Annotated in this window: 26 protein-coding genes; 12 read left to right on the top strand and 14 right to left on the bottom strand. The window is 63.0% G+C overall.

All coding sequences use genetic code 11. From position 1 onward, the window contains the following. Nucleotides 1–11: 11 nt before the first annotated feature. From crcB to K3557_RS16690, 8 genes are all read left to right on the top strand, one after another. Nucleotides 12–392, top strand: coding sequence for a fluoride efflux transporter CrcB (gene crcB, locus K3557_RS16725; protein ID WP_259995158.1), 381 nt, complete (start codon nt 12–14; stop codon nt 390–392). Continuing rightward, the gene (locus K3557_RS16720) at nt 389–1,435 is read left to right on the top strand and encodes an RluA family pseudouridine synthase (RefSeq protein WP_259995156.1); all 1,047 of its coding nucleotides are present in this window, start codon (nt 389–391) and stop codon (nt 1,433–1,435) included. Before crcB ends, K3557_RS16720 begins: the two co-directional genes overlap by 4 nt. Continuing rightward, nucleotides 1,432–2,100: an HAD family hydrolase gene (locus tag K3557_RS16715; RefSeq protein WP_259995154.1), complete on the top strand. Its 669-nt coding sequence runs from the start codon at nt 1,432–1,434 to the stop codon at nt 2,098–2,100. Before K3557_RS16720 ends, K3557_RS16715 begins: the two co-directional genes overlap by 4 nt. Before the next feature lie 3 nt (nt 2,101–2,103). Beyond that, complete coding sequence (locus tag K3557_RS16710; protein WP_259995153.1) at nt 2,104–2,808, top strand: ATP12 family chaperone protein; 705 nt, start codon at nt 2,104–2,106, stop codon at nt 2,806–2,808. Between the two features lie 250 nt (nt 2,809–3,058). Beyond that, nucleotides 3,059–4,075 carry an amino acid ABC transporter substrate-binding protein gene (locus K3557_RS16705; RefSeq protein ID WP_259989359.1) on the top strand — a complete coding sequence of 339 codons (1,017 nt, stop codon included), beginning with the start codon at nt 3,059–3,061 and terminating at the stop codon, nt 4,073–4,075. A 127-nt stretch (nt 4,076–4,202) separates the two neighbouring features. Further along, the gene (locus tag K3557_RS16700; protein WP_259995151.1) at nt 4,203–5,471 is read left to right on the top strand and encodes an amino acid ABC transporter permease; all 1,269 of its coding nucleotides are present in this window, start codon (nt 4,203–4,205) and stop codon (nt 5,469–5,471) included. A 1-nt stretch (nt 5,472) separates the two neighbouring features. After that, complete coding sequence (locus tag K3557_RS16695; RefSeq protein WP_259995149.1) at nt 5,473–6,777, top strand: amino acid ABC transporter permease; 1,305 nt, start codon at nt 5,473–5,475, stop codon at nt 6,775–6,777. A 12-nt stretch (nt 6,778–6,789) separates the two neighbouring features. Next, entirely contained in the window at nt 6,790–7,581 is a 792-nt protein-coding gene (locus tag K3557_RS16690; RefSeq protein WP_311198476.1) for an amino acid ABC transporter ATP-binding protein, read from the top strand. A gap of 68 nt (nt 7,582–7,649) precedes the next feature. On the opposite strand, the gene K3557_RS16685 is transcribed toward K3557_RS16690, so the two are convergent. From K3557_RS16685 to K3557_RS16675, 3 genes are all read right to left on the bottom strand, one after another. Beyond that, nucleotides 7,650–8,102 (bottom strand): DUF411 domain-containing protein, encoded by a 453-nt coding sequence (locus K3557_RS16685; RefSeq protein ID WP_259995147.1) that lies wholly within the window; start codon nt 8,100–8,102, stop codon nt 7,650–7,652. Nucleotides 8,103–8,202: 100 nt separating this feature from the next. Then, on the bottom strand, nt 8,203–8,700 hold the full coding sequence (locus K3557_RS16680) for a histidine phosphatase family protein (protein WP_259989367.1): 498 nt from the start codon (nt 8,698–8,700) through the stop codon (nt 8,203–8,205). Beyond that, a complete protein-coding gene (locus K3557_RS16675) occupies nt 8,697–9,407 on the bottom strand; it encodes a ferredoxin (protein WP_259995145.1) in 711 nt (236 codons plus the stop codon). The genes K3557_RS16680 and K3557_RS16675 overlap by 4 nt, the downstream gene beginning before the upstream one ends. 313 nt (nt 9,408–9,720) lie before the next feature. Between K3557_RS16675 and K3557_RS16670 the strand changes: the two genes are divergently transcribed. Next, complete coding sequence (locus K3557_RS16670; protein WP_259995141.1) at nt 9,721–10,053, top strand: GYD domain-containing protein; 333 nt, start codon at nt 9,721–9,723, stop codon at nt 10,051–10,053. Nucleotides 10,054–10,182: 129 nt separating this feature from the next. Here K3557_RS16670 and argB read toward each other — a convergent pair whose 3' ends face one another. Then, a complete protein-coding gene (gene argB / locus K3557_RS16665; RefSeq protein WP_259995140.1) occupies nt 10,183–11,043 on the bottom strand; it encodes an acetylglutamate kinase in 861 nt (286 codons plus the stop codon). Between the two features lie 158 nt (nt 11,044–11,201). Here argB and K3557_RS16660 point away from each other — a divergent pair, with 158 nt between their 5' ends. After that, the gene (locus K3557_RS16660; protein ID WP_129372188.1) at nt 11,202–11,930 is read left to right on the top strand and encodes an SDR family NAD(P)-dependent oxidoreductase; all 729 of its coding nucleotides are present in this window, start codon (nt 11,202–11,204) and stop codon (nt 11,928–11,930) included. A 42-nt stretch (nt 11,931–11,972) separates the two neighbouring features. On the opposite strand, the gene K3557_RS16655 is transcribed toward K3557_RS16660, so the two are convergent. The 10 genes from K3557_RS16655 to rpmH all read right to left on the bottom strand — a co-directional run bounded on the left by K3557_RS16655 (nt 11,973) and on the right by rpmH (nt 20,738). Then, complete coding sequence (locus K3557_RS16655; protein WP_259995139.1) at nt 11,973–13,370, bottom strand: PepSY domain-containing protein; 1,398 nt, start codon at nt 13,368–13,370, stop codon at nt 11,973–11,975. 232 nt (nt 13,371–13,602) lie between these two features. Beyond that, nucleotides 13,603–13,968, bottom strand: coding sequence for a DUF2946 family protein (locus K3557_RS16650; protein ID WP_259995138.1), 366 nt, complete (start codon nt 13,966–13,968; stop codon nt 13,603–13,605). A gap of 4 nt (nt 13,969–13,972) precedes the next feature. Further along, entirely contained in the window at nt 13,973–14,620 is a 648-nt protein-coding gene (gene yihA / locus K3557_RS16645; RefSeq protein WP_259989379.1) for a ribosome biogenesis GTP-binding protein YihA/YsxC, read from the bottom strand. Beyond that, nucleotides 14,620–15,372 (bottom strand): MOSC domain-containing protein, encoded by a 753-nt coding sequence (locus K3557_RS16640; RefSeq protein WP_259995137.1) that lies wholly within the window; start codon nt 15,370–15,372, stop codon nt 14,620–14,622. The genes yihA and K3557_RS16640 overlap by 1 nt, the downstream gene beginning before the upstream one ends. Beyond that, the gene (gene yidC, locus K3557_RS16635) at nt 15,372–17,174 is read right to left on the bottom strand and encodes a membrane protein insertase YidC (protein WP_259995136.1); all 1,803 of its coding nucleotides are present in this window, start codon (nt 17,172–17,174) and stop codon (nt 15,372–15,374) included. The genes K3557_RS16640 and yidC overlap by 1 nt, the downstream gene beginning before the upstream one ends. A gap of 133 nt (nt 17,175–17,307) precedes the next feature. Next, a complete protein-coding gene (locus K3557_RS16630) occupies nt 17,308–18,852 on the bottom strand; it encodes a bifunctional diguanylate cyclase/phosphodiesterase (RefSeq protein ID WP_259995135.1) in 1,545 nt (514 codons plus the stop codon). Nucleotides 18,853–18,918: 66 nt separating this feature from the next. Further along, the gene (ttcA, locus tag K3557_RS16625; protein ID WP_259995134.1) at nt 18,919–19,806 is read right to left on the bottom strand and encodes a tRNA 2-thiocytidine(32) synthetase TtcA; all 888 of its coding nucleotides are present in this window, start codon (nt 19,804–19,806) and stop codon (nt 18,919–18,921) included. A gap of 54 nt (nt 19,807–19,860) precedes the next feature. Then, entirely contained in the window at nt 19,861–20,091 is a 231-nt protein-coding gene (gene yidD, locus K3557_RS16620) for a membrane protein insertion efficiency factor YidD (RefSeq protein ID WP_259989389.1), read from the bottom strand. A gap of 63 nt (nt 20,092–20,154) precedes the next feature. Further along, complete coding sequence (gene rnpA, locus K3557_RS16615) at nt 20,155–20,580, bottom strand: ribonuclease P protein component (RefSeq protein WP_259995132.1); 426 nt, start codon at nt 20,578–20,580, stop codon at nt 20,155–20,157. A 23-nt stretch (nt 20,581–20,603) separates the two neighbouring features. After that, nucleotides 20,604–20,738: a 50S ribosomal protein L34 gene (rpmH, locus tag K3557_RS16610; RefSeq protein ID WP_008554144.1), complete on the bottom strand. Its 135-nt coding sequence runs from the start codon at nt 20,736–20,738 to the stop codon at nt 20,604–20,606. A 322-nt stretch (nt 20,739–21,060) separates the two neighbouring features. Here rpmH and K3557_RS16605 point away from each other — a divergent pair, with 322 nt between their 5' ends. Continuing rightward, nucleotides 21,061–21,846 (top strand): TVP38/TMEM64 family protein, encoded by a 786-nt coding sequence (locus K3557_RS16605; protein WP_409201188.1) that lies wholly within the window; start codon nt 21,061–21,063, stop codon nt 21,844–21,846. A gap of 2 nt (nt 21,847–21,848) precedes the next feature. Continuing rightward, nucleotides 21,849–23,267 carry an NAD(P)/FAD-dependent oxidoreductase gene (locus K3557_RS16600; RefSeq protein WP_259995128.1) on the top strand — a complete coding sequence of 473 codons (1,419 nt, stop codon included), beginning with the start codon at nt 21,849–21,851 and terminating at the stop codon, nt 23,265–23,267. The last annotated feature ends 10 nt before the right edge of the window (nt 23,268–23,277 follow it).

Here is a 23,277-nt window from a genome sequence, read left to right as displayed (position 1 = left end):
ACAGGACGGGGATGATTTCTTCGGTTTCCATGGTGGCCCTTGGCGGCGCAATCGGGGCGGTGTGCCGCTATCTGGCCGGGCTGGGCATCATCCGGCTGCTGGGGCACCATGATTTCCCGGTGGCGGTGATCACCGTGAATGTGATCGGCTCCTTCCTGATGGGGGTGTTTGTGGTTGCTGCGGCGATGCGCGGGCTGACCCACCTCAGCCCCTTGGTGATGACCGGGCTTCTGGGCGGGTTCACCACCTTCTCGGCGTTCTCCTTGGAGACCGCCAACCTGATCGAGCGCGGCGCCTTCGGGCAGGCCGCACTTTATGTTGTTCTGTCCGTTGGATTGTCCGTGGGCGGTTTGTTTTTGGGCCTGATGGCCGCAAGAGGAGTGTTCGCATGAGCGGCGTTCAGATGATTACCGTCAGCGAAGACGATGGCGGCCAGCGCATTGACCGCTGGCTGCGGCGGCTGTTTCCGCATGTGAACCAGGGCCGCATCGAGAAGATGTGCCGCAAGGGTGAGCTGCGGCTGGACGGCGGGCGCGTCAAGGCAAATACCCGGGTTGAGACCGGGCAGGTGGTGCGGGTGCCGCCGCTGGCGGACAGTGATCTGAAACCTGCCGCGCCGCGCGAGATGAAGATCTCGGACGCTGATGTCAGGATGATCCAGGATTGCGTGATTTACCGGGACGACGATGTGATCGTGCTGAACAAGCCTGCGGGCTTGGCAGTGCAGGGCGGCTCCGGCACCACCAAACATGTGGACGGGCTGGCGGAAGCGCTGAAGTTCGGGCTGGAGGACAAGCCCAAGCTGGTGCACCGGATCGACAAGGATACCTCCGGCATTCTGGTGCTGGCGCGCAACCGCAAGGCAGCACAGGGGCTGACCGCTGCGTTCCGCCACAAGAACACCCGCAAGATTTACTGGGCTTTGGTCGCCGGCGTGCCGACGCCGTATCTGGGCGAGATCAAGAACGGGCTGGTGAAGGCGCCGGGCCACGGCAAGAGCGGCGAAGGCGAGAAGATGATCAACGTGCATCCGCACGACATCGATGACACATACGGCGCCAAGCGGGCGCATACACTTTATGCCACGCTCTACCGTGTGGCCAGCCGCGCTGCCTGGGTGGCGATGGAGCCGATTACCGGCCGCACCCATCAGCTGCGGGCGCATATGTCGGGCATGGGCCATCCGATTGCCGGGGATGGCAAATACGGCGGCTCGGGGCAGGAAAACCTGGGCGACGGCTGGGGCGCGCAGTTTGGCGGCGTGATCTCGAAGAAGCTGCATTTGCACGCCCGCCGCATGGTGTTCGAACATCCGGTGACCCACAAGAATGTCTCGGTTGTGGCGCCTTTGCCCGATCATATGAAGGAGAGCTGGGACACCTTCGGCTGGAGCGAGGATCTGGCGGCGGATGACCCGTTTGAGGATCTGAAGTGAGTTCACCGCTGCGGCTGATCCTGTTTGATGTGGATGGCACCCTGGCGGACAGCCAGGGCGCGATCACCGGTGCGATGGCCGAAGCCTTTGACGGTGTTGGCCTGCCAGTGCCGCCGCGCGCGGCAATCCTGTCGATTGTCGGCCTGTCGCTGCCCTTGGCGATGAAGGAGCTGGCGCCGGACCAGGATACCGTGACGGTTGACGCGCTGGTGGAGGGGTACAAGTCTTCTTATATGCTGGCCCGCCAAGCCGCCGGGGCTGCGCATTCGCCGCTTTATCCCGGTGCGCGCGAAGCGCTGGCGGAACTGAACGCAATTCCGGAATACCTGCTGGGGGTCGCCACTGGTAAATCCCAGCGCGGGGTCGAGGCGCTGATTGCAGCGCATGGGCTGGAGTGTTTTGTGACCCGGCAAGTGGCTGACCATCACCCGTCCAAGCCGCACCCGTCGATGGTACTGACGGCGATGGCGGAAACCGGGGTGGACCGTGCCAGCACCGTGATGATCGGCGACACGCGGTTCGACATTGAAATGGGGCGCGCAGCGGGGGTCACCACCATCGCCGTGCCTTGGGGATACCACCCGGCAGAGACATTGGGCGCCGATTACCTGATCCGCGATTTCGCGGAGCTGCGCCCGCTGCTGGCAGAGATTTGGAAGGTGTAAGAGATGAGCGGCTGGGCACAGAAACGGTTCTGGAAAGACGTCTCGGTTGTGCAGACTGAAGACGGGTTTGCGGTGGAGCTTGACGGGCGCCGGGTGAAAACGCCGGCCAAGGCGCCGCTGGCGGTGCCGACCCGGGCCATGGGAAACGCCATCGCCGCGGAATGGGACGCGCAGACCGAATCAGTAGACCCCGGAACCATGCCTTGTACCCGCTCTGCCAATGCCGCGATTGACAAGGTGACACATCAGCACAGCGAAGTTGCGGCCATGCTGGCTGAATATGGCGATTCCGACCTGCTGTGCTACCGCGCCGACGCGCCGGTTGAGTTGACGTTGCGTCAGGCGCAGGAATGGGACCCGGCGCTGGACTGGGCAGCAGGGGCGCTGGGCGTGCAGCTGCAGCCCAGGACCGGCATTCTGCACCAGCCGCAGGAGACCGCGGCGCTGGCGGCGCTGGCGGAAAAGGTGCATGCGATGACACCGTTCCAGCTGGCGGCTTTCCATGATTTGGTAGGGATTTCCGGCTCTTTGATCCTTGGCTTTGCTGCTGCGCAGGGCTGGCGGAGTGCCGATGAGATCTGGCAACTGTCGCGTCTGGATGAGCGCTGGCAGGCAGAGCAATGGGGTGTCGACGAGGACGCCCAGGCTGCGGCGGAGGTGAAGCGGCAGGAATTTCTGCACGCCAAGCGGTTTTACGATTTCTCCTGAGAGAACAGAAAATTACCGAATGACCCCGTGAGGCGTAAATAAATTTACTCACGGGCAATCTGTGCGTATGCCGCGCATCGAATTTCCTGATCCCACCCTTGACGTTTGTTGATGAATGCGCCCACACTTGGGCGCGAAAAAGGGGTAAACCCTTCTTCAGTCTCAATTCCGGCGGGGGATCGCCGGTTAATAAGAACCGCTGAATGGCGGGCTATTCCGCCGAATGGCGGGCTATCAGGAAGAGGTAAAAATGAAAAAATCCGTACTTTTGGGCGCAATGGCTTTTGCCGGTCTTGCGGCTGGCGCTGCTTCTGCCGGAACGCTGGACGATGTTAAGGCGCGCGGCAAGCTGAACTGCGGCGTCACCGTCGGCCTGGTCGGCTTTGCGGCTCCGAATGCAAACGGGGAATGGGAAGGTTTCGACGTTGCCGTGTGCCGGGCTGTGGCTGCAGCTGTGCTGGGCGACTCGACTGCTGTTGAATTCGTGCCGACCACCGGCAAGACCCGCTTTACCGCGCTGGCGTCCGGCGAGATCGACGTGCTGGCCCGCAACACAACCTGGACCTTCAGCCGTGATGTCGACCTGAAGTTCGAATTCACCGGCGTCAACTATTATGACGGCCAGGGCTTCATGGTCCCGAAAGAGCTGGGCGTGTCCTCGGCCAAGGAACTGGACGGCGCCACCGTCTGCATCCAGACCGGCACCACCACCGAGCTGAACCTGGCGGACTTCTTCCGCTCCAATAACATCTCTTACGAGCCGGTTCCGATCGAAACCAACGCCGAAGCGCAGCAGCAGTATCTGGCTGGCGCCTGCGACGTTTACACCACCGACGCCTCCGGTCTGGCTGCGACCCGTGCCACCTTTGATGATCCGGGCGCGCATGTGCTGCTGCCGGAAATCATCTCCAAGGAGCCGCTGGGCCCGCTGGTCCGCCACGGCGACCACGAGTGGGGCGACGTTGTCCGCTGGACCCTGAACTCGCTGATCGCAGCTGAAGAGCTGGGCATCACATCGGCCAACCTGAGCGAAATGTCCGCCGGCACCGAGAACCCGGAAATCAACCGCCTGCTGGGCAGCGAAGGCACCCTGGGCGAGATGCTCGGCCTGGACGCCGCCTGGGCCCAGAAGGCAATCGCCTCGCAGGGGAACTACGGTGAAATCTTTGCCAAGAACATCGGCGAAGACACCCCGGTCGGCCTGGCCCGCGGCCTGAACGCACAGTGGACCGAAGGCGGCCTGCTGTACGCACCGCCGTTCCGCTAAACAGACCATCGGAAAGGGCGCAGGAGTTTCCTGCGCCCTTTTCCTATCAGAAAATAAGCTCCGGAGCGCTGCGGAGCGGGGACAACCCCGCCAGGACAGACCACCGGAGCCCAGGGGATCACACTATATGTCAACGTTAACTGACCCTCCAAAGGAGCAGTTCCGGCTGTCTATGCTCCTTTATGACACCCGTTACCGGTCGGGGACCATCCAGGTCATCGCCATGTTCGGGTTCATGCTTTTGGCAGCCTGGCTTATCAACAACACAATGAGCAACCTGGCGGCGCAGGATAAGGCTTTTGACTTCGGTTTCTTCACCGAACCGGCCGGCTATGATATCAACCAGCGCCTGCTGGAGTACACCTCGCGCGACAGCCATTTGCGGGCCGCGCTGATGGGGCTTCTGAATACGCTGGTTGTTGCGTTTCTGGGCTGTATCACGGCCACCATCCTGGGTGTGATCATCGGTGTTCTGCGGCTGTCGTCGAACTGGCTGGTGGCGCGTCTGATGACGATCTACGTCGAGCTGTTCCGCAACGTGCCGGTGCTGTTGTGGATCGTTTTTGTGATGGCGATCCTGATTGAAACCCTGCCGGCGCCACGGGCGTTCCGGGGTGAAAATCCCGAAGCCACGCTCAGCCTGATGGACAGCGTTGCCGTGACCAACCGGGGTGTCTATATCCCCGAACCGTTGTTCTCACGTTCGCTGGGCGATGCGCATCTGTTTGGCGATGCCTCGCTGCGGTTTGACGTCAGCCTGGACCTGATTGCCATTCTGGTGGTGCTGGGCCTCAGCCTGTTTGCGTCGATCAAGATCCGCCAGCGTGCGGACCGCATCCAGGAAGCCACCGGCGACCGCCCGGTGACCTGGCATGTGCGCACCGCCGTGGTGGTGGTGCCGATGGTGATCCTGCTGGCTGTGCTGGGTTTTCACCTGGGCTACCCTGAGCTGAAGGGCTTTAACTTTCAGGGCGGCACCCACATGCGCAACTCGCTGATCGCGTTGTGGCTGGCGCTGTCGCTGTACACTGCCGCCTTCATCGCGGAAATCGTGCGCGCCGGGATCATGGCGATCTCCAAGGGCCAGACCGAAGCCGCCGAGGCCCTGGGCCTGCGCTCCAACAAGATCATGTCGCTGGTGGTTCTGCCGCAAGCGCTGCGGGTGATCATCCCGCCGCTGATCTCCAACTATCTGAACCTGACCAAGAACTCGTCGCTGGCGATTGCCGTGGGTTACATGGACATCACCGGCACCCTGGGCGGCATCACCATGAACCAGACAGGGCGCGAGCTGGAATGCGTTCTGTTGCTGATGGTGGTGTATCTGGCGATCTCGCTGACCATTTCCGGGGTCATGAACTGGTACAACGAAGCCGTGAAGCTGAAGGAGCGCTGAGATGTCTGATATCGGATTTGTCCGCACCGAAATGCTTCCCGAGCAGGATCCGCCCGCCTCTGAGGTCGGGGTGATCGGCTGGGCGCGGCATAACCTGTTTTCCAACTGGTTCAACTCGATCCTGACCATTGCGTCCCTTGCTGCGGTCTATTTCGTGCTGGCTGCCATTGTTCCCTGGATCCTGTCGCCCACCTGGGACGGAACCTCGCTGTCCAATTGCCGTGAAACGCTGGCCGCAGCAGGCCATGGCGATGCCCATGGCGCCTGCTGGGGCGTGATCAAGGAACGCTGGGTCCAGCTGATCTTCGGCTTCTACCCAAGCCATCTGTACTGGCGCCCGGTTGCAGCATTTGTCCTGCTGGGCGCGGCGCTGGCGCCGGTGCTGTTCTCGGACCGGGTGCCGTCGAAACTGCTGATTTTTTCGGCGCTTTACCCGTTCATCTTCCCCTGGCTTTTGTGGGGCGGCACCATCTGGATGCCGATTGCCGCGCTGGCAGGTTTTGTCATCGGCGGGCTGGTCTACAAATTCGCAGCAGAAGCGCTGAGCACACTTTTGGGCGTGATCCTGGGCGTTGCCGCGGCTGTTATCTGGTGGACGCTGCTGGCGGCGCCGGTCACGGGGGCGCTGGATTCGATCCTGCCCGTCGGCATCGAAGCGGTGGAAAGCCGCAAGTTCGGCGGCTTCATGCTGTCGGTGACCATCGGTGTTGTGGCCATCGCCTGCTCCTTGCCGATCGGCATCGTGCTGGCGCTGGGCCGCCAGTCGGATCTGCTGATCGTCAAATACATCTGCGTGGGCTTTATCGAGTTCATCCGGGGTGTGCCGCTGATCACGCTGTTGTTTGTGGCTTCGACCCTGCTGAACATCTTCATGCCGCCGGGAACCAATTTCGACATCATCCTGCGGGTGTTGATCATGGTCACGCTGTTTGCTGCGGCCTATATGGCCGAAGTGATCCGCGGCGGCCTGGCAGCCTTGCCCCGCGGCCAGTATGAGGGTGCCGATTCACTCGGCCTCAACTACTGGCAGGCGCAGCGGCTGATCATCATGCCGCAGGCGCTGAAGATCTCGATCCCCGGCATCGTTTCGACCTTCATCGGGGTGTTCAAGGACACCACGCTGGTCTCGATCATCGGGCTTCTGGACCCTCTGGGCCTCTCTAACGCCATTCGCGCGGACTCCAACTGGAACGGCATCGTCTGGGAACTTTACGGCTTTATCGCCCTGTTGTTCTTCGTCTTCTGCTTCTCCATGTCCCGCTATTCCATGTATCTGGAGCGCAAGCTTCAGACTGGCCACCGTTAAGGAGTTCAACATATGTCTGAACTTATGACCGACCGTCAAATCGACCGTTCCAAGATGCAGGTGAGCGACGAAGTCGCCATCGAAATCTCCAACATGAACAAGTGGTACGGGTCCTTTCACGTGCTGCGCGACATCAACCTGACGGTGAACCAGGGCGAGCGTATCGTCATTGCCGGCCCGTCCGGCTCGGGTAAATCCACCCTGATCCGCTGTTTGAACGCCCTGGAAGAGCATCAGCAGGGCAGGATCGAGGTGGATGGCACCGTCTTGTCAAATGACCTTAAGAACATCGACAAGATCCGTTCCGAGGTTGGCATGGTGTTCCAGCACTTCAACCTGTTCCCGCATCTGACCATTCTGGAGAACTGCACCCTGGCGCCGATCTGGGTCCGCAAGACGCCCAAGAAAGAGGCCGAAGAGCGGGCGATGCATTTCCTGGAGAAGGTGAAGATCCCGGAGCAGGCCGACAAATACCCCGGTCAGCTGTCGGGCGGCCAGCAGCAGCGTGTGGCGATTGCGCGCTCGCTTTGCATGATGCCGCGCATCATGCTGTTCGATGAGCCGACCTCGGCGCTGGATCCGGAGATGATCAAGGAGGTGCTCGACACCATGATCGAACTGGCCGAAGAAGGCATGACCATGCTGTGCGTGACCCATGAGATGGGCTTTGCCCGTCAGGTGGCGAACCGGGTGATCTTTATGGACGCAGGTCAGATCGTGGAGCAGAACGAGCCGGAAGAGTTCTTCAACAACCCGAAGAGCGAACGCACCAAACTGTTCCTCAGCCAGATCCTGGGCCACTAAGGCGCCAGTACCGTGACACAGAAAGGCCGGGCGTTTGCCCGGCCTTTTTCTCGTTCAGGGTTCCACAGTCAGGAGTGGCTTGCGAACACCTCTGTTGTGCCATCACCCAGGATCAGCAGGGTATCGAATGCCTCCCGCTCCCCGTCCATTTCCATCCCCGGCGAGCCGATTGGCATCCCCGGCACGGTCAGCCCCAGCGCCGCAGGCTGTTCTGCCAGCAGCCGCTGGATGTCGCTGGCCGGCACATGGCCTTCGATCACATAAGGCCCGGCCATCGCGGTGTGGCAGGAGGCCAGATCGCCGGTGACGCCGAGCCGTTCTTTCATCGCCCACAGGTTCTCGTCCGCTACATTGCGCACCTCGGTCGTGAAACCGGCAGCGGCCAGGTGATCGGCCCAGGCCGTGCAGCACCCGCAGGAGGGTGACTTCATGATGCGAATGGTCTCCGCTGCCGTGGCAAATCCCGGCAGGGCGGTGAGGGGGAGGGCGGCTGCGGCCAGCAGCAGGGTACGGCGGTGCATGACGGTCTCCAGTCCGGTAATTGTCGTTTGGCAACCTAGGCGCCGGGCCGCTGGGCGGCCAGAGGCCTCCCGCGCGGGATGCGCTGCCTTGCCGCAGGGGTTATTCGCCCAGCAGCTCGCGCGGAACGGCGAAATCGACCGCCTTACCGCTGCTCCAGCTTAGATCCTTCCAGCTGCTGATGTCGAATTCCGCCACCAGCGTTGCGCCGGTCGGGTAATCGTCGAACCGCGAATGATCCGGCGGGCTGGAGACGATCGAATGAGCAAAGGCGGCGATGCCGGGATTGTGCCCGATCAGCATGACCCGCGGCTGTTCCGCCTCAATCAGCACCTTGAACATCATTTCCGAATTGGCGTGATACAGACGTTCGGTGAATCGCGCAGGCACGCCCAGCTCCATCAGCTCGCAGGTTTCGCGGGTGCGTTGCGCAGAGGATGAGATCACTTGATCCGGCACATACCCTTTGTCCCGCAACCAGGCGGCGATGGCCGGGGCAGACCGGCGTCCTCGTTTGTTCAGCGTTCGGGCGTGGTCGCTGGGGACATTGGCGTCCCAGGCGGATTTTGCATGGCGGGTCAGGATCAGGGTGCAGGTCATTGGGGGTGAAAATGCCTCATGTGATGTGCGGTTTGTTCCGGGTCGCGGCCGGCGTTGCGGCTTAGCGGGCAGGCGCGGCGGGCCAGACAGCCGCCTGCCATGCAGCCGGTGCCGGCGGGAGTATCGAGATAGTCATGGCAGGCTGCCAGATCGTAGGGGCCGCCATCTGCCAATGCGCTGACTGGACAGGCGCTGAGACAGGGGCGGGTGTGGCAGCTGCGGCAGGGAGACTCTGCCAAAGGCGGAGGGGGAATGTCAATTTCCTGTTTGAAATGAAGGCCTCCCCGCAAGGATATCAGCATGCCGGCGCGATCATGCACCATCATTTGTGACGGGGATGTGAAAAACCGGCCCGACGCCAGCGCCCAATTGATGAAAGGCGTGTAGGGCGGCCCGCCAAAGGGGAAATAGGCGCTGCCGCGCAGGTCCTGGGCCAGGGTGCTGACCACCCGCTCGGACCAGCGGTCCACCGGGTGCGGGGCACCGTCGCGGTACTCAGGACTGATCTTGAAGGCGGGCCAGAAAGCGGCGGCGGTTCCCAGCAGGATCAATGTGCCATCTTCCAGCGCCTTGACGGGCTGCTGCGCGGGATGCAGGGCACCGCAGACCGCAAGCCCGGCTTGCGCGGCGGCAGCTTCGATTTCAGGATAAGACAGCGCCCCTTGGGCACCTCGGGCGCGGTGGTCTGGCAGGTCGGTCTGGGTCATTTGCGGCATCCGGTCAGGGGCTTGGCGCGAGCCTAACAGCGCAAGCCTGCTTGCCAGAGTGCAAAAACGTCCCGCTCTGTTCTGCCGGCGTCTTCCCGCCGGCGCGGTCAGAAGCGGCGGAACGGCAGCCGCTGGCTCCAGCCCAGCCCAGCCTTGCCGGGCGCCCGTCCTGCCAGTGCAGCCCTGCTGCCGGCCGCGCTCATATGCCGGAACGCCTGAATGTGGTATGATCCGGCCACGGGGGAATGCGGGCCGGACTGTGCGGCATCGGGCCTATGGGCGGCTGGCAGGTTTCTCCCCAGGGAGAGTCAGAATGCCAAGATTTATCGTAACCGGCTGCTATACGTCCTCTGCCATGAAAGCGATGGTTGAAAGCCCCAGTGACCGCGAGGCGGCAGCCCGCGCCCTTGTCGAAGCGGCAGGCGGGACTTTGGAGAGCTACTACGTGACCACCGGCGAAAGCGATTTTGCGATCCAAGTGACAATTGACGACGCATCGGGCCTGCTTGCGGGGCTGATGGCAACGGGCGCCAGCGGCGCCGTCAGCAACCTGAAAACCGTGCGGGCCTTCACCTCGGACGAGTTTACCGCCATTCAGAAGAAGGCCGGCGGCATCGCCAAAGCCTACAAAGCGCCAGGAAGTTAACGCAGCCAGCGGCCGGGTGGCTGCCGCCCGCCGCCATCCGGCTTCTTTCTGGTCAAAAATACCCCAGGGTGAATTGGCCCGGCAGGGTCAAGAGGGGCAGCGCCCCTCAGACACCCCCGCTGGCGCGCGTCAGGCGCGGATCATCGAACCGGCGCCGTGATCGGTAAACAGCTCCAGCAGCACCGAGTTCTGGACCCGCCCGTCAACGATGGTGCAGGCGCGCACGCCGTTGCGCACCGCATCCAGCGCGGTTTCGGTCTTGGGGATCATCCCGCCGGCAATCACGCCGCTGGCGGTCATTGCATCAACATCGGCGGCCTTCAGCTCGGTCACCACCTCGCCGTCGCCGTTTTTGACACCCGCCACATCGGTCAGCAGCAACAGCCGGTCAGCCTGCAGCGCCTTGGCGATGGCACCGGCTGCGGTGTCGCCATTGATGTTGAAGGTCTCGCCTTCCCGGCCCGCACCGATCGGGGCGATCACCGGGATCATGTCTTTTTCAAACAGACCGTACAGCACCTTGGGGTCCAAATCGGCCGGGGCGCCGACAAAGCCCAGGTCCGGATCCGCCTGATCACAGGTGATCAGATTGGCGTCCTTGCCGGACAGGCCAACGGCGCGGCCGCCCTGGCGGTTGATCGCCTGCACGATACGTTTGTTGACGACGCCGGACAGAACCATCTCCACCACTTCCATGGTGGCGGCATCGGTGACCCGCTTGCCGTTGACGAACTCAGACTGGATTTTCAGCTTTTCCAGCATCGCATTGATCATCGGCCCGCCGCCGTGGACGATCACCGGGTTCACGCCGACCTGGCGCATCAGCACGATATCGCGGGCAAAGGTCTCCATCGCTTCGTCGCTGCCCATGGCGTGGCCGCCCAGCTTAATGACAACAATGGCCCCGTCATAGCGCTGCAGATAGGGCAGGGCGCTTGAGAGGGTCTCGGCAGTGGCAATCCAGTCGCGGTTCATCTTTTGTGTCTTCATCGCTGTCATCATTCCTTTGACAAAAGGGTGTAGGCGGTTCCGGGGCCGCTGCCAAGCGTTGCGTGCGGCACGCCGGGCGCCGCCGCCGGCGGGAGGCCATTGCGGTTGCCTGTGCGGGTGCTAGGCTCAGCCCGGAAATCTCCTGTGAGGATCAACAGATGCGTCAGAAGACCTTGCTATTGACTGGCGCCAGCCGCGGTATCGGCCATGCGACGGTGCGCCGCTTCAACCGCGAAGGCTGGCGGGTTATCACCTGCTCGCGGCATCCGTTCCCGGCTGAATGCCCTTGGGGCGGCGGCCAGGAAAACCATGTGCAGCTGGACCTGTCAGACCCGTCGGATACGATCAACGCGGTGGGCCAGATCCAGGACCTGCTGGACGGCCGCTTGGACGCGCTGGTCAACAACGCCGGGATCTCGCCCAAGGGGCCGGACGGCGAGCGGCTCAGCACGCTGGACACCGATCTGATGGATTGGGGCAAAGTGTTCCACGTGAATTTCTTCAGCTCGGTTGTGCTGGCACGGGGGTTGAAGGAGGAACTGGCAGCCGCCAAAGGGTCCGTCGTCAACGTGACCTCTATTGCAGGCAGCCGGGTGCACCCCTTTGCTGGGGCTGCCTATGCCACCTCCAAGGCGGCACTGGCGGCGCTGACGCGGGAGATGGCGCATGACTTCGGCCCCTTGGGGGTGCGGGTCAATGCCATTGCGCCAGGCGAGGTGGAGACTGCTATCCTGTCGCCAGGCACCGACAAGATTGTCGAAAAGCTGCCGATGCAGCGGCTGGGCCAGCCCGAGGAGGTGGCCTCGGCGATCTATTTCCTGTGCTCGGAGGGGAGTTCCTATATCTCTGGTGCCGAGATTGAGGTGAACGGGGCGCAGCACGTTTAATGGCGGGCATGCCGCCCGGCCTAAAGGCCGGGCGGCGCTCTGTCAGCTTACCGCGCGTTTCAGCACCGGCAGGTTGCCCAGCAGCAGCACGTCAATCGCCAGCACCGCCAGCAGCAGCAGGCCGGTCAGCGGGAAGGCCAGCGAGACCAGCACCGCAATCAGCGCAGCCCCCTTCCAGAACGGCATCTCTGCTGGTTCCGGCGGTGCGGCCAGGCGGCTGGCACCTGCGGGGCGGCGTTTCATCCACATCACCAGGCCGGAGACGCAGACAAAGATCACTGCAAGGCAGAACACCACGTTCAGAACGAAGCTCCAGGTGCCCATCAGACCCATGTGGAAGGGGATGCTGACGGCCATTGCCTTGCCGGCCAGGGAGTAGTCCTGGTATTTCACATCGGCGAGGATCTTGCCGCTGTACTGGTCGATATGAATGGTGCGGTCGATGAAAGGATCGTCGCCGTCGCCGCTCATGCTGTCGCGGTTGATGGTCCAGACGCCATTTTCTCCGCCGGGATAGGCCAGGCGGAAGCGGCCCTCCATCCCCAAAGCGCGGCCCAGGGCGATAATGTTGCCTGCGTCCACAGGCCGGCCTTCGGAAATGCCGGTAATCCCGGCCTTAGAGCCGGAAGCGGGCATCGGGGTCTGCTCCAGCGCCCAGGGCACATCATTGGTGGCGCCGTGGTTCATGCTGGCGTGGATGTCGTCGGACAGGGGCACGTTGTCCCATTTTGCTGCCGGGAAGGTGCTCCAGGCCTGCATCATCTGGCCGCCCCAGATGCCGGTCCACGACAGGCCTGAGAGCAGGAAGATGACCAGCAGGGCCGACATCCAGAAGCCGGTGACCGCGTGCAGGTTCTTCCACAGGGCGCGGCCCTTGGCGCGGAAATTTGGGACAAAGGCACTGGCGGCATTGCCGCGCGGCCACCACAGGTACACCCCGGTGAGAACCAGCACGATGCCAAGGCCCGCGGCGATCTCGATCAGCCGGTCGCCAGTGTCGCCGATCAACAGGGTCGAGTGGATGTTGTCGGCCAGATCATACCAGCCTGCGCGGCGGTCCCATGTCTCGATCACTTCGCCGGTGTACTGGTTCAGTGCCACCAGACGCTGGCCAGCCTCGGTTTTGACGCGGAACACGGCGGCCAGATCCGGCGCCTTGGGGCCGATCCATTCGGCAATGGTGCCGGGTTGGGCGGCCAGCACGGCGGCGGATTGATCAGCGATGCTGAGTTCGGCGGCACCCTGGGTAACGGTGATGGTCTCGCCGTCGCGGCCGTCGAACTGGGTGATGAACATCATCATCAGGCCAGTGACGGCTAGCATGATCAGGAACGGCACGACAAACAGGCCGGCATAGAAGTGCCAGCGCCAGGCGGCGAAGTAGAATTTCTCGGACAGCGGGCGCGATTGGCCCGCGGATTGCGGTTGGCTGGTCGCCATGGGACTCTCCATGTCAGAATAGGCGGGCACAGATGTGCCGGCAGGTATGTTGGGGGTTTTGGGGGATGAAAGGGTCAGGACCCATTGATCCGGCCTGGTCCAGACATCGCTGCACAGGAGAACGCGCCGGGCGTTGATCCAATTCAGCAAAGCAGACGGGCGGCTGTCAGGTGGCGGGCAGGGGGATCTGCGCGCTCAGCCAGTGCCGGGGCCGGATGAAAGGGGGATGACCCTAGGCCGCGGCGGGCGGGCCGCGGGCGTCATAGCGCCAGTGGAAACCGGCACTGTGATGAGTGAACACCTCGCGCGACCAGCGGTCGGCCAGCGGTGCGTCGAGGCTGAGGTTCAGCGTGCTGTCCGGCAGCAAAGCCGCCGTGGTAATCCCGGAGAAGGGGCAGCTGCGGTCGTCCATCGGTTCCGCAGGATCATGTGAACCGCCATTGCCCGGATCGACCCAGGCCTCCTGCACGCCGTCAGTGGTGCAGATCACCATCAGCACCTTGCCGTCCTGTGTGGTGCTTGGCATCCAGCCGGCCGGGATCAGCCCGGCAACGGCCAGGGCGATCACAACCAGAAAGGAGGACAAGCAGCGCAGCATGCGGTTACAGCCCGGCGATGATTGAGCGCAGGGTGGCGATGCCGTCGCCCTTCTCGGACGAGGTCAGGACGATCTCAGGGTAGGCGGCGGGGTGTTTGGACAAGGCGTCCTTCACCTGCTCCAGCACCTTGGCGCGGTCCGTTTCCTTGACCTTGTCGGCCTTGGTCATGACGCATTGGAAGGTAACGGCAGAGCTGTCCAGCAGCTTCATGATCTCGGCATCCACCGCCTTGATCCCGTGGCGGCTGTCGATCAGCACAAAGGCGCGGCGCAGGTTCTGGCGGCCTGACAGGTAGCGTTTCAAGAGCTTCTGCCATTGCTCCACGATTTTCAGCGGCGCGTTGGCATAGCCATAGCCGGGCAGGTCGACCAGATACAGCTCGGGGCCCTGGGTGAAGAAGTTGATTTCTTGCGTGCGGCCCGGCGTGTTGGAGGCGCGCGCGATGCCCTTGGTGCCGGTCAGCGCGTTGATCAGGCTCGACTTGCCGACGTTGGAACGGCCGGCAAAGCAGACCTCCAGCCGGTCGGCATCGGGCAGGCCGTTCATCGCGACCACACCCTTCAGGAACTCGGTCTCGCCCGCAAACAGCTTGCGGCCCTTTTCGGCGGAAATGTCATCCGGCGCCTCGGCCAGGGAAAATTGCATCTGCATCACAGCACCTTTACCGCGTCGCCAAGACGGATTTTACCGCTGCGCACCACTTCGGCGTAGACAGAGAAATCCTGGTGGCCCCAGTTGTCTTTCAGGGTCTTCAGCGTATCGGCGTCGCGTTCGCCGGTTTCGGGGTTGGCGGTGGTCGCCAGGCAGCGCACCACCCGTTCGCGTACCGCAAAGACGGCCTCGCCGATCTGCACCTCGCGGCCCAGCCAGTCGTTTTCGGCCCAAGGATCATCCAGATCGAACCAGATGTTGCCGCGCCAGCGCTTGGGCGACAGATCATGGCCGATGGCCTGCTCCACTGCGCGGTGGGAGGCCCGGTTGCACAGGGTAACCGAGGGGAAAGGGGTATCGGTCATGCCGCGGCCCGGCACCCGGATGATACGGGCAGAGGCGGCACGGCCCGTCGGCGTCAGCGGCTTTTCCCAATCGAGGAAACGCTGCAGATCCGCAGGATTTTCCGGATCGAATGTCAGGTCAGGCTGCTGCGGGTGGGTCAGCGTCAGCTGACCGCTGGCATCGTCCAGGCGGGCATTGATGGCCATCAGCCCGGGCGCCTTGGAGCCGCGGGTGAAGTTCTGGCAGGGCACCCATTCGGAGCCGTCCGCCTTGGAGACCTCATGCGCGACCGCCCAAACGCGATCGCCGGGCATGGTTTGCCCGGCGGTCAGGGTTACGGTGTCCAGCGCTTCCCGCCCGTGGGATTTGAGCGGGTGGCGCCAGATGTCTGTAACTTGGTGCGTCATCAGCTGTCAGCCTTGGGCTTCTTCTTGAAGCCCGACTTGATGTTGCCGAACACGTCCGGTTTGTAGCCGTGGCTGCGCATGATCAGATACTGCTGGCTGAAGGTGATCGTGTTGTTGGCAATCCAATAGACCACCAGGCCGGAGGCAAAGCCGCCGAGCATGAACATGAACACCCAGGGCATCCAGGCAAAGATCATCTGCTGGGTCGGATCGGTGGGGGCCGGGTTCAGTTTCTGCTGCAGCCACATGGAGATGCCGAGCAGGATCGGCAGGATACCGATGAAAACCAGCGCCATGATGCTTTCCGGTGCCGGGGAGGCAAAGGGCAGCAGGCCGAACAGGTTCATGATCGAGGTCGGATCCGGCGCGCTGAGGTCCTGGAATGGGCCAAAGAAGGGCGCGTGGCGCAGTTCCAGGGTGACAAAGATCACCTTGTAGAGCGAGAAGAAAATGGGGATCTGGATCAGGATCGGCAAACAGCCCGCGGCGGGGTTCACCTTTTCCTTCTTGTAGAGCTCCATCATCTCCTTTTGCATCTTCTGGCGGTCGTCGCCGGTGCGCTCTTTAAGCTTCTCCATCTCCGGCTGAAGCTCTTTCATCTTGGCCATCGAGGCATAAGATTTATAGGCCAGCGGGAACACCAGGATCTTGATCACCACGGTCAGGCCGATGATCGCCCAGCCCATGTTGCCGATCAGCACGTTCAGGTTGTGCAACAGCCAGAACATCGGCTTGGTCAGGAAGAAGAACCAGCCCCAGTCGATGACATCCAGGAAGCCTTGGATGCCTGCGGACTGGTAGCCGCGGATGGCTTCCCATTCTTTGGCGCCGGCGAACAGCCGGGTGGTGACTTCGCTCGACTGGCCATCCGCCACGGTCTGGGTCGGCAGCACGATGTCGGTCTGATAGATCTCGCGGCGCTCGTCGAATTTGGCGATCGAACGGAAGGCCTGGCCCGGTTCGGGGATCAGGGTCGACATCCAGTAGTGGTCGGTAAAGCCGATCCAGCCGTTCTCTGCGACCTGTTTGACCTCGGCCCGGGAGCCGTCGCGCGGATCGGGCTCGAAATCAGCCATGTCGTCATAGTCGGTTTCGGCCAGTTCGGCGTCCGACATTCCAACCAGGCCTTCGTGCAGGATGAAGAAGTTCTTCAGGTCCGCAGGCTGGCCATGGCGGGCCAGGGTGCCGTAGGGCGCCAGGGCGACGCTGCCGCCGGAGGCATTGGCAACCGACTGGGTGACCGAGAACATGTAATCCTCATCCACCGCGATGGTGCGCGAGAATGTCAGGCCCTTGCCGTTGTCCCAGGTCAGGGTGACGGGGCTGTCCGTGGACAGGGCGGCGTTTGCCGGCGCGGTCCAGATGGTGTTGGCACCCGGCACATCGTCCAGCGACAGGCCCGCACCCGGCGCCCAGCCGTAAAGCGCGTAATAGGCGCCGGCATCGCCCACGGGCTTCAGCAGTTTGACGATCGGAGACCCTTCGTCCAGCGTCTCGCGGTAGTCCTTCAGCGACAGATCGTCGATCCGGCCGCCCTGCAGCGAGATGCTGCCGGCCAGGCGCGCGGTATCGATGGCAACGCGCGGCGCATCGGGGGCTTCGGCCTCTTCCGCGGCGGTCTCTGCCACCGCGTCTGCGGAGGCGCTGGGGGCCAGGGCGGTATCGCCTGCGGACGCGGATTCGCTGACCGCGGTATCAGGCGCCTGTTCCGGTTCTGGCGGGGGGAAAAAGGTGTACCACCCCAGGATCACCAGAAAGCTGAGTACGGTTGCGAGAATAAGATTTTTGTTCTGATCGTCCATTGGGGACTGCCACCTCGTGTAGGGAAGGACACGTGGGGTTCAACAGAGGTGGGCCGCAAAGGTCAAGCAGAATCGCGGCGCGCCGGGGCGGCATAGGGCCCTGGTGCAGCAGAAAATCAAAGGAATTGAGTATTCAGGGGGTCTGGCGGCCGATCACAGGCGTGTCCTGCAATTTGGCTTCATGGGACGTGATCCAGTCCAGCGTCTGGTCGAACGGCATTGGGCGGCCGATGCCGAAGCCCTGCACATGGCCGCAGCCCAGCTGCGCCAGCAGTGCGTGTTCGCCTGCGGTCTCAACCCCTTCGGCGAGGGTTTCCAGCTCCAGCCGTTCGGCCATGGTAAGGATCGCAGAGATCAGTTTTTGCTGTTCCGGATCCTGATCCGCCTTCATCACAAAAGACCGGTCGATTTTGATGCGCGAGATGCTGAAACGGCGCACTGCGGCGATGGAGGCATGGCCGGTTCCGAAATCATCCAGGTCGATGTGGCAGCCCATTTCGCTGAGGGCGAGGATGTTGCGGGTGATCACGTCGTCAGGCTGATCGGTCATCACGGTTTCCAGGATCTCCACACACAGGCGGCTGGGCGGCAGCTCAAAACGTTCAAGCTCCCATTTGATGCGTCCCGCAAGCCCGGGATTGCGCAGCTCCTGGGTGGCAAAGTTCACCCCGACGCAGGGCACCTGGACGCCGGCCGCATCCCAGGCCTTGATCGCCACCAGGGAATTGTAAAGCATCACCTGACTCAGCCGGTCCATCAGCCCGGCTTCCTCCAGCGCGGGCAGGAAGGTCGAGGGCGGGATCAGCCCCTGCACCGGATGCGACCAGCGGGCCAGCGCCTCGAACCCGGATACCCGGCCGGTGTCGGTGCAGATCTGCGGCTGGAACCAAGCCTGAATCTGACCGGATTCCAGGGCCGAAGCAGCCTCTTCGCGCAGGTTGGAACGGGTTCCGCCGCGCCCGGACATATCCACCGAAAAGGCGCGGATGCCGCCCGGTCCATTGCTTTGCGCCTCGGCCAGGGCTGTCACGGCGGCGCCGGTCCAGTCGGACCCGGCCTTGCCCGGAGCCCGGTTACGCTGGCAAAAGCCGATGGAGCAGGTCACGTAGATGTTGGTGCCATCCAGCGGCACAGGTTCCTCGGCGGCGGTCTGCATCCGGCCGGCCAGCTGGATGCACAACTCCAGATCCAGCTGCAGGGTCGGGGCCAGGCAGATGGCAAAGCGGCTGTCGCCGATCCGGGCAATGGTATCGTGCTGGCGCAGGATCGAGGCGATCTGCGTGCCGCAGTGCTGAACGATACGGTCGCCGGCCTCAAGCCCGTGCCGGTCCGCCAGTTCTTTATACTCGTCCAGTTCCAGGATAAAGACCGCGGAGCGCAAATCCGTTTCCGCGCATTCGTCATAGATGCGGGCGGTCTCATGCTCGAACCCGTCGCGCAGCATCATGCCGGTGACACTGTCGCGCGGCAAGCCGCCGCCGCCGAGCTTGCTGAACCCGCCGGCAACGGCAATCAGCACCGGCAGGCCAAGCGCCACTGACAGCAGCGCGGTTTCGCCGCCAAGCCAATAGGTGGCCAGGGTCAGGGCAGGCAGGAATGCGAGCACAGGCGGCCCGAAAAGTGCCGGGGCAAGGGTTTGCCGGAGCCGTGCCAGGAGACCTGATCCCGTGTTTGTCATTCTCAGACCTTTCGTCTGCAGCCAGTCGTTCCGGCATGAGACTAGGGTGCTGATCTAACCCGGGAGTTAACGCAGCTTGGGAATTTCCGGTATTTCCGGCCCGGAATCCGGGTTCTTCAGTTCCAAACCGGCAAAATCGAACAGTTTCGGATCCAGCAGGTGCGAAGGCCGGGCATTCATCAGTGCGCGGAACATCACCTGGCGGCGGCCCGGGCTGTTTGATTCCCACTGATCCAGGATCTGTTTCACCTGCTGGCGCTGCAGCCCGTCCTGGCTGCCGCACAGGTCGCAGGGGATGATCGGATAGTTCATGGAACGGGCGAATTTTTCGCAATCGGCCTCGGCCACATGGGCCAGCGGACGGAACACGAACAAGTCGCCTTCTTCGTTGACCAGCTTAGGCGGCATGGTCGCGAGCCGCCCGCCGTGAAAGAGGTTCATGAAGAAGGTTTCCAGAATGTCATCCCGGTGATGGCCCAGCACAACTGCCGAGCAGCCCTCCTCCCGTGCAATGCGGTACAGGTTGCCGCGGCGCAGGCGCGAACAGAGCGCGCAAAAGGTCCGGCCCTGCGGAACCTTGTCCATCACGATGGAATAGGTGTCCTGATATTCGATCCGGTGCGGCACGCGCATCTTTTTCAGGAACTCCGGCAGCACGGTGGCCGGAAAACCGGGCTGGCCCTGATCCAGGTTGCAGGCAAGCAGATCGACGGGCAGCAGGCCGCGCCACTTCAGCTCATAAAGAACCGCCAGCAGGGTATAGCTGTCCTTGCCGCCCGACAGGCAGACCAGCCACTTGGGTGTGCTGCCGTCCGTGCGGCGCTCCACCATGCCGTATTGGTCGATCGCCTCGCGCGCGTAGCGCACGATACGCTTCCTGAGTTTCTTGAACTCGGTAGTCGAGGGGGCGCCGGCAAACAGCGGGTGGATTTCGTCCAGATCATCATCAAGCATGGGCGCGCCCTAGCTGAGGAAGTGCGTTTTGCCAAGAAAAAAGGTGTTCCGCCTTCAGTCCTTGCTGCCGGGCACCGGGTCATATCCATCGCCGCCGAAGGGGTGGCAGCGACCAATCCGGCGGGCAGTAAGCCAGGCGCCCTTGACCGCGCCATGCTTTTCCAGCGCTTCCAACGCGTAGGCAGAGCAGGTGGGCTGGTAGCGGCAGTTGAACCCGACCCAGGGGCTGAACAGCAGCCGGTAGGCGCGCACGGGGAGCGCGAAGATATGGGCCAGCGGGGTCATAGCGGATAGATAGGGGCAGGGCAGCCGGGTGGCAATGCGGCCAATGGCCGGGTTTGCACGGCTTTACGGGGTATGGATCTTCTTCAGCGCATAGATCAGGTCGCGCTTCAGCTCCTCGAACGGGCGCTGGGCGGTCTCAATTGCGCGGCCGATCAGCACGTAATCCCATCCCGGACGGCCATGCGTGGGCAGAATCATCCGCGCAGCCTCGCGCAGCCGGCGTTTGGCGCGGTTGCGGGCGACGGCATTGCCGACCTTTTTAGAACAGGTGAACCCCATGCGGATGCCGCCGTCATCCTGGCGGTTGCGGCCCTGGACCATCATGCCCTTGGTGCCCTGCTTGCGGGCAGGGGGGCGGGCACAGGTAAGGAAATCACGGCGCTTGGCCATGACCTCGATCTTTGGCGCATCAGCTGCGCAAACGGACACCGCCGGAGGCGTGTCCCCTCGGGCAGCAGTGCCGTCCTTGGGGGCCTCCGGCGGTGTCATGTCCGTCAGAACCGGAACTGAGCTTATGCGCTCAGTTCTTTCCGGCCGCGGGCGCGGCGTGCGTTCAGGATCTTGCGGCCAGCTTTGGTGGCCATGCGCGCACGGAAGCCGTGGCGGCGTTTACGAACCAGGTTCGAAGGCTGATAGGTGCGTTTCATCGCTCCGGTCTCCACATTGTATCTTCGGGCAGGGCGCGGAATCGCCTCCCGGGGGTCTATCTCGAAGCCCGGTCTTTAGGAGGGAACGGCGGGTAAGTCAAACCCTGCGGCACGGGTTTTCGGAGAGATGTGCAACATTTCTGCCAAAAACCGCACCGGAACAGCCTCCGGGCAGGGCGGATGTAACATCCAGGCAGTGATTCTGCCACAATCCTCACGAATCCGGGGGCAGGTGATCAAGCAGCCGTGAGGCAGGGCTGCCCACCCTCGCCTGCGGGCCATTTAACACGTAGCTACACAGCACTGCCACAGAGACGGACTTATGAGCGATATGAGCGAGACACCCAAGACCGAATCCGAGCCAAAGGATCAGCCTGCGGCCAAGCCGGGCATGGTCCGCCATCTGCCGCTGATTGCCGTTGCGGTGGTGGCACTGATCGGGGCGGTGACGCTGAAGGACTACCTGAGTTTTGACACGCTGCGCGACAACCGCGAGGCGCTGATGGCGTTCCGGGATCAGAATTACCTTGGTCTCGTGGCGCTGTTCATGGGGCTCTATATCGTGATCGTGCTGTTTTCGCTGCCGGGTGCGGCGGTGGCCTCGGTCACCGGCGGGTTCCTGTTCGGGCTGGCGGCGGGCACCGCGGTTAACGTGATTTCGGCCACCATCGGTGCGGCGGGCATCTTTCTGGCGGCGCGCTGGGGGCTGGGGGCTGCGCTGACCGCCAGGATGGAAGCGGCAGAAGGCCGGGTGCAGATGCTGAAACAGGCGCTGCGCGAGAACGAGGTCGAGGTGCTGCTGCTGCTGCGGCTGGTTCCGGCGGTGCCGTTTTTTGTCGCCAACCTGTTGCCGGCACTGGTGGGCGTGAAATTCCGCAACTTCCTGTGGACCACGGCGGCGGGGATTATTCCGGGCGCCATCGTGTTTACCTGGATCGGGGTCGGGGTCGGGTCGGTGTTTGATCGCGGTGAAGACCCGGATCTGAGCCTGTTGTGGGAGCCGCATGTGATCGGGCCGATTCTGGGCCTGTGCGTGTTGGCGGCAATGCCGATCCTGGTCAAATCCGTCCGCGGCACCCTGCGCGGCAAGAACAGCAAGGATACCTGAACATGAGCCGCATAGAATGTGATCTCCTGATTATCGGCGCCGGGTCGGGCGGGCTGTCGGCGGCTGCCGGTGCCAGCCAGATGGGGGCGTCTGTTGTACTGCTGGAAGGCCACAAGATGGGCGGCGACTGCCTGAACTACGGCTGTGTGCCCTCTAAGGCGCTGCTGGCCAGCGGTAAGGCGGCGCATGCTCAGGCGCATACCGAGGCCTTTGGTGTGCCGGATCAGCGCCCGCGGCCCGACTATGCCGCGGCCAAAGATCATGTGCAGGCGGTGATTGATACCATCGCCCCGGTCGACAGCCAGGAACGGTTCGAGGGCCTCGGCGTGCGGGTGATCCGCGAGTTCGGCCGCTTTGTTTCGCCAACAGAAGTCGAAGCAGGCCCGCACAGGATCATTGCGCGGCGGGTGGTGATCGCCACAGGGTCTTCGCCGCTGGTGCCGCCGATCCCAGGGTTGGACAAGGTGCCTTACGAGACCAACGAGACCCTGTTTGAACTGCGCGAGAAGCCCGAGCACTTGCTGATCATCGGCGGCGGCCCGATCGGCATGGAGATGGCGCAGGCGCATATCCGGCTAGGCTGCAAGGTCACTGTGATCGAAGGGCTGAAGGCGCTGGGCAAGGATGATCCAGAGGCCGCAGCGCTGGTGCTGGACAGCTTGCGCGCAGAAGGCGTGGAGATCGCCGAGGGCGCCATGGTCTCGCGTATCTCCGGGCAGGCCGGTGCGGTTGAGGTGGAGACCAGGGACGGCAGCCTGTTCAAGGGCAGCCACCTGCTGATGGCTGTGGGCCGCAAGGCCAATATGGAGCAGCTGAACCTCGCTGCCGCCGGGATTGAAACCAAAGGCAACGGTATCAAGGTCGATGAGAGCCTCCTGACCACCGACAGACGCGTCTATGCCATCGGCGACGTGGCCGGCGGGCTGCAGTTCACTCATGTGGCGGGCTATCACGCGGGCATTGTCATCCGCTCGGCCCTGTTCGGCCTGCCGTCCAAGGCCGGGACCAGCCATATCCCCTGGGCCACCTATACCGACCCGGAACTGGCACAGGTCGGCCTGACCGAGGCGCAAGCGCGGGATATCTACGGTGCCAAACTGGAGGTGGCACGGTTCGACTACAGCCACAACGACCGCGCCATTGCCGAACGCAGGACCAAAGGCTTCATCAAGGTGATGGTGTTCAAGGGCCGTCCCGTGGGCGCCACCATCGCAGGCCATCAGGCGGGAGAATTGATCAGCCTGTGGTCGATGGCGCTGGCCAACCGTTTGAAAATGAGCCAGATTGCAGCCATGGTTGCGCCTTACCCCTCCATCAGCGAGATTAACAAACGGGTTGCCGGGGCCTATTTCACCCCGCGGCTGTTTGAGAGCGGTTTTGTCAAGCGCGCTGTGCGCGTGGTGCAGCGCTGGATTCCTTGAGGTAAGGGCG

This window comes from Leisingera sp. M523 (assembly GCF_025141335.1).
In the GTDB taxonomy this organism is placed as follows: domain Bacteria; phylum Pseudomonadota; class Alphaproteobacteria; order Rhodobacterales; family Rhodobacteraceae; genus Leisingera.
The sequence above is the reverse complement of the archived record's forward strand: the minus strand, read 5'-3'. Positions and strand labels throughout refer to the sequence as shown.

Excerpts from the sequence above, each read along its gene's own strand:
- K3557_RS16680 (WP_259989367.1), bottom strand. The coding sequence starts at position 8,700 with ATGACCTGCACCCTGATCCTGACCCGCCATGCAAAATCCGCCTGGGAC.
- K3557_RS16600 (WP_259995128.1), top strand. The coding sequence starts at position 21,849 with ATGAGCCGCATAGAATGTGATCTCCTGATTATCGGCGCCGGGTCGGGC.
- K3557_RS16710 (WP_259995153.1), top strand. The coding sequence starts at position 2,104 with ATGAGCGGCTGGGCACAGAAACGGTTCTGGAAAGACGTCTCGGTTGTG.
- rnpA (WP_259995132.1), bottom strand. The coding sequence starts at position 20,580 with ATGACACCGCCGGAGGCCCCCAAGGACGGCACTGCTGCCCGAGGGGAC.
- K3557_RS16685 (WP_259995147.1), bottom strand. The coding sequence starts at position 8,102 with ATGCACCGCCGTACCCTGCTGCTGGCCGCAGCCGCCCTCCCCCTCACC.
- ttcA (WP_259995134.1), bottom strand. The coding sequence starts at position 19,806 with ATGCTTGATGATGATCTGGACGAAATCCACCCGCTGTTTGCCGGCGCC.
- yihA (WP_259989379.1), bottom strand. The coding sequence starts at position 14,620 with ATGCAGATGCAATTTTCCCTGGCCGAGGCGCCGGATGACATTTCCGCC.
- K3557_RS16650 (WP_259995138.1), bottom strand. The coding sequence starts at position 13,968 with ATGCTGCGCTGCTTGTCCTCCTTTCTGGTTGTGATCGCCCTGGCCGTT.
- yidC (WP_259995136.1), bottom strand. The coding sequence starts at position 17,174 with ATGGACGATCAGAACAAAAATCTTATTCTCGCAACCGTACTCAGCTTT.
- K3557_RS16700 (WP_259995151.1), top strand. The coding sequence starts at position 4,203 with ATGTCAACGTTAACTGACCCTCCAAAGGAGCAGTTCCGGCTGTCTATG.
- K3557_RS16705 (WP_259989359.1), top strand. The coding sequence starts at position 3,059 with ATGAAAAAATCCGTACTTTTGGGCGCAATGGCTTTTGCCGGTCTTGCG.
- K3557_RS16655 (WP_259995139.1), bottom strand. The coding sequence starts at position 13,370 with ATGGCGACCAGCCAACCGCAATCCGCGGGCCAATCGCGCCCGCTGTCC.
- K3557_RS16640 (WP_259995137.1), bottom strand. The coding sequence starts at position 15,372 with ATGACGCACCAAGTTACAGACATCTGGCGCCACCCGCTCAAATCCCAC.
- crcB (WP_259995158.1), top strand. The coding sequence starts at position 12 with ATGATTTCTTCGGTTTCCATGGTGGCCCTTGGCGGCGCAATCGGGGCG.
- K3557_RS16630 (WP_259995135.1), bottom strand. The coding sequence starts at position 18,852 with ATGACAAACACGGGATCAGGTCTCCTGGCACGGCTCCGGCAAACCCTT.
- K3557_RS16690 (WP_311198476.1), top strand. The coding sequence starts at position 6,790 with ATGTCTGAACTTATGACCGACCGTCAAATCGACCGTTCCAAGATGCAG.
- K3557_RS16670 (WP_259995141.1), top strand. The coding sequence starts at position 9,721 with ATGCCAAGATTTATCGTAACCGGCTGCTATACGTCCTCTGCCATGAAA.
- K3557_RS16605 (WP_409201188.1), top strand. The coding sequence starts at position 21,061 with ATGAGCGATATGAGCGAGACACCCAAGACCGAATCCGAGCCAAAGGAT.
- rpmH (WP_008554144.1), bottom strand. The coding sequence starts at position 20,738 with ATGAAACGCACCTATCAGCCTTCGAACCTGGTTCGTAAACGCCGCCAC.
- K3557_RS16720 (WP_259995156.1), top strand. The coding sequence starts at position 389 with ATGAGCGGCGTTCAGATGATTACCGTCAGCGAAGACGATGGCGGCCAG.
- yidD (WP_259989389.1), bottom strand. The coding sequence starts at position 20,091 with ATGACCCCGCTGGCCCATATCTTCGCGCTCCCCGTGCGCGCCTACCGG.
- argB (WP_259995140.1), bottom strand. The coding sequence starts at position 11,043 with ATGAAGACACAAAAGATGAACCGCGACTGGATTGCCACTGCCGAGACC.
- K3557_RS16660 (WP_129372188.1), top strand. The coding sequence starts at position 11,202 with ATGCGTCAGAAGACCTTGCTATTGACTGGCGCCAGCCGCGGTATCGGC.
- K3557_RS16675 (WP_259995145.1), bottom strand. The coding sequence starts at position 9,407 with ATGACCCAGACCGACCTGCCAGACCACCGCGCCCGAGGTGCCCAAGGG.
- K3557_RS16695 (WP_259995149.1), top strand. The coding sequence starts at position 5,473 with ATGTCTGATATCGGATTTGTCCGCACCGAAATGCTTCCCGAGCAGGAT.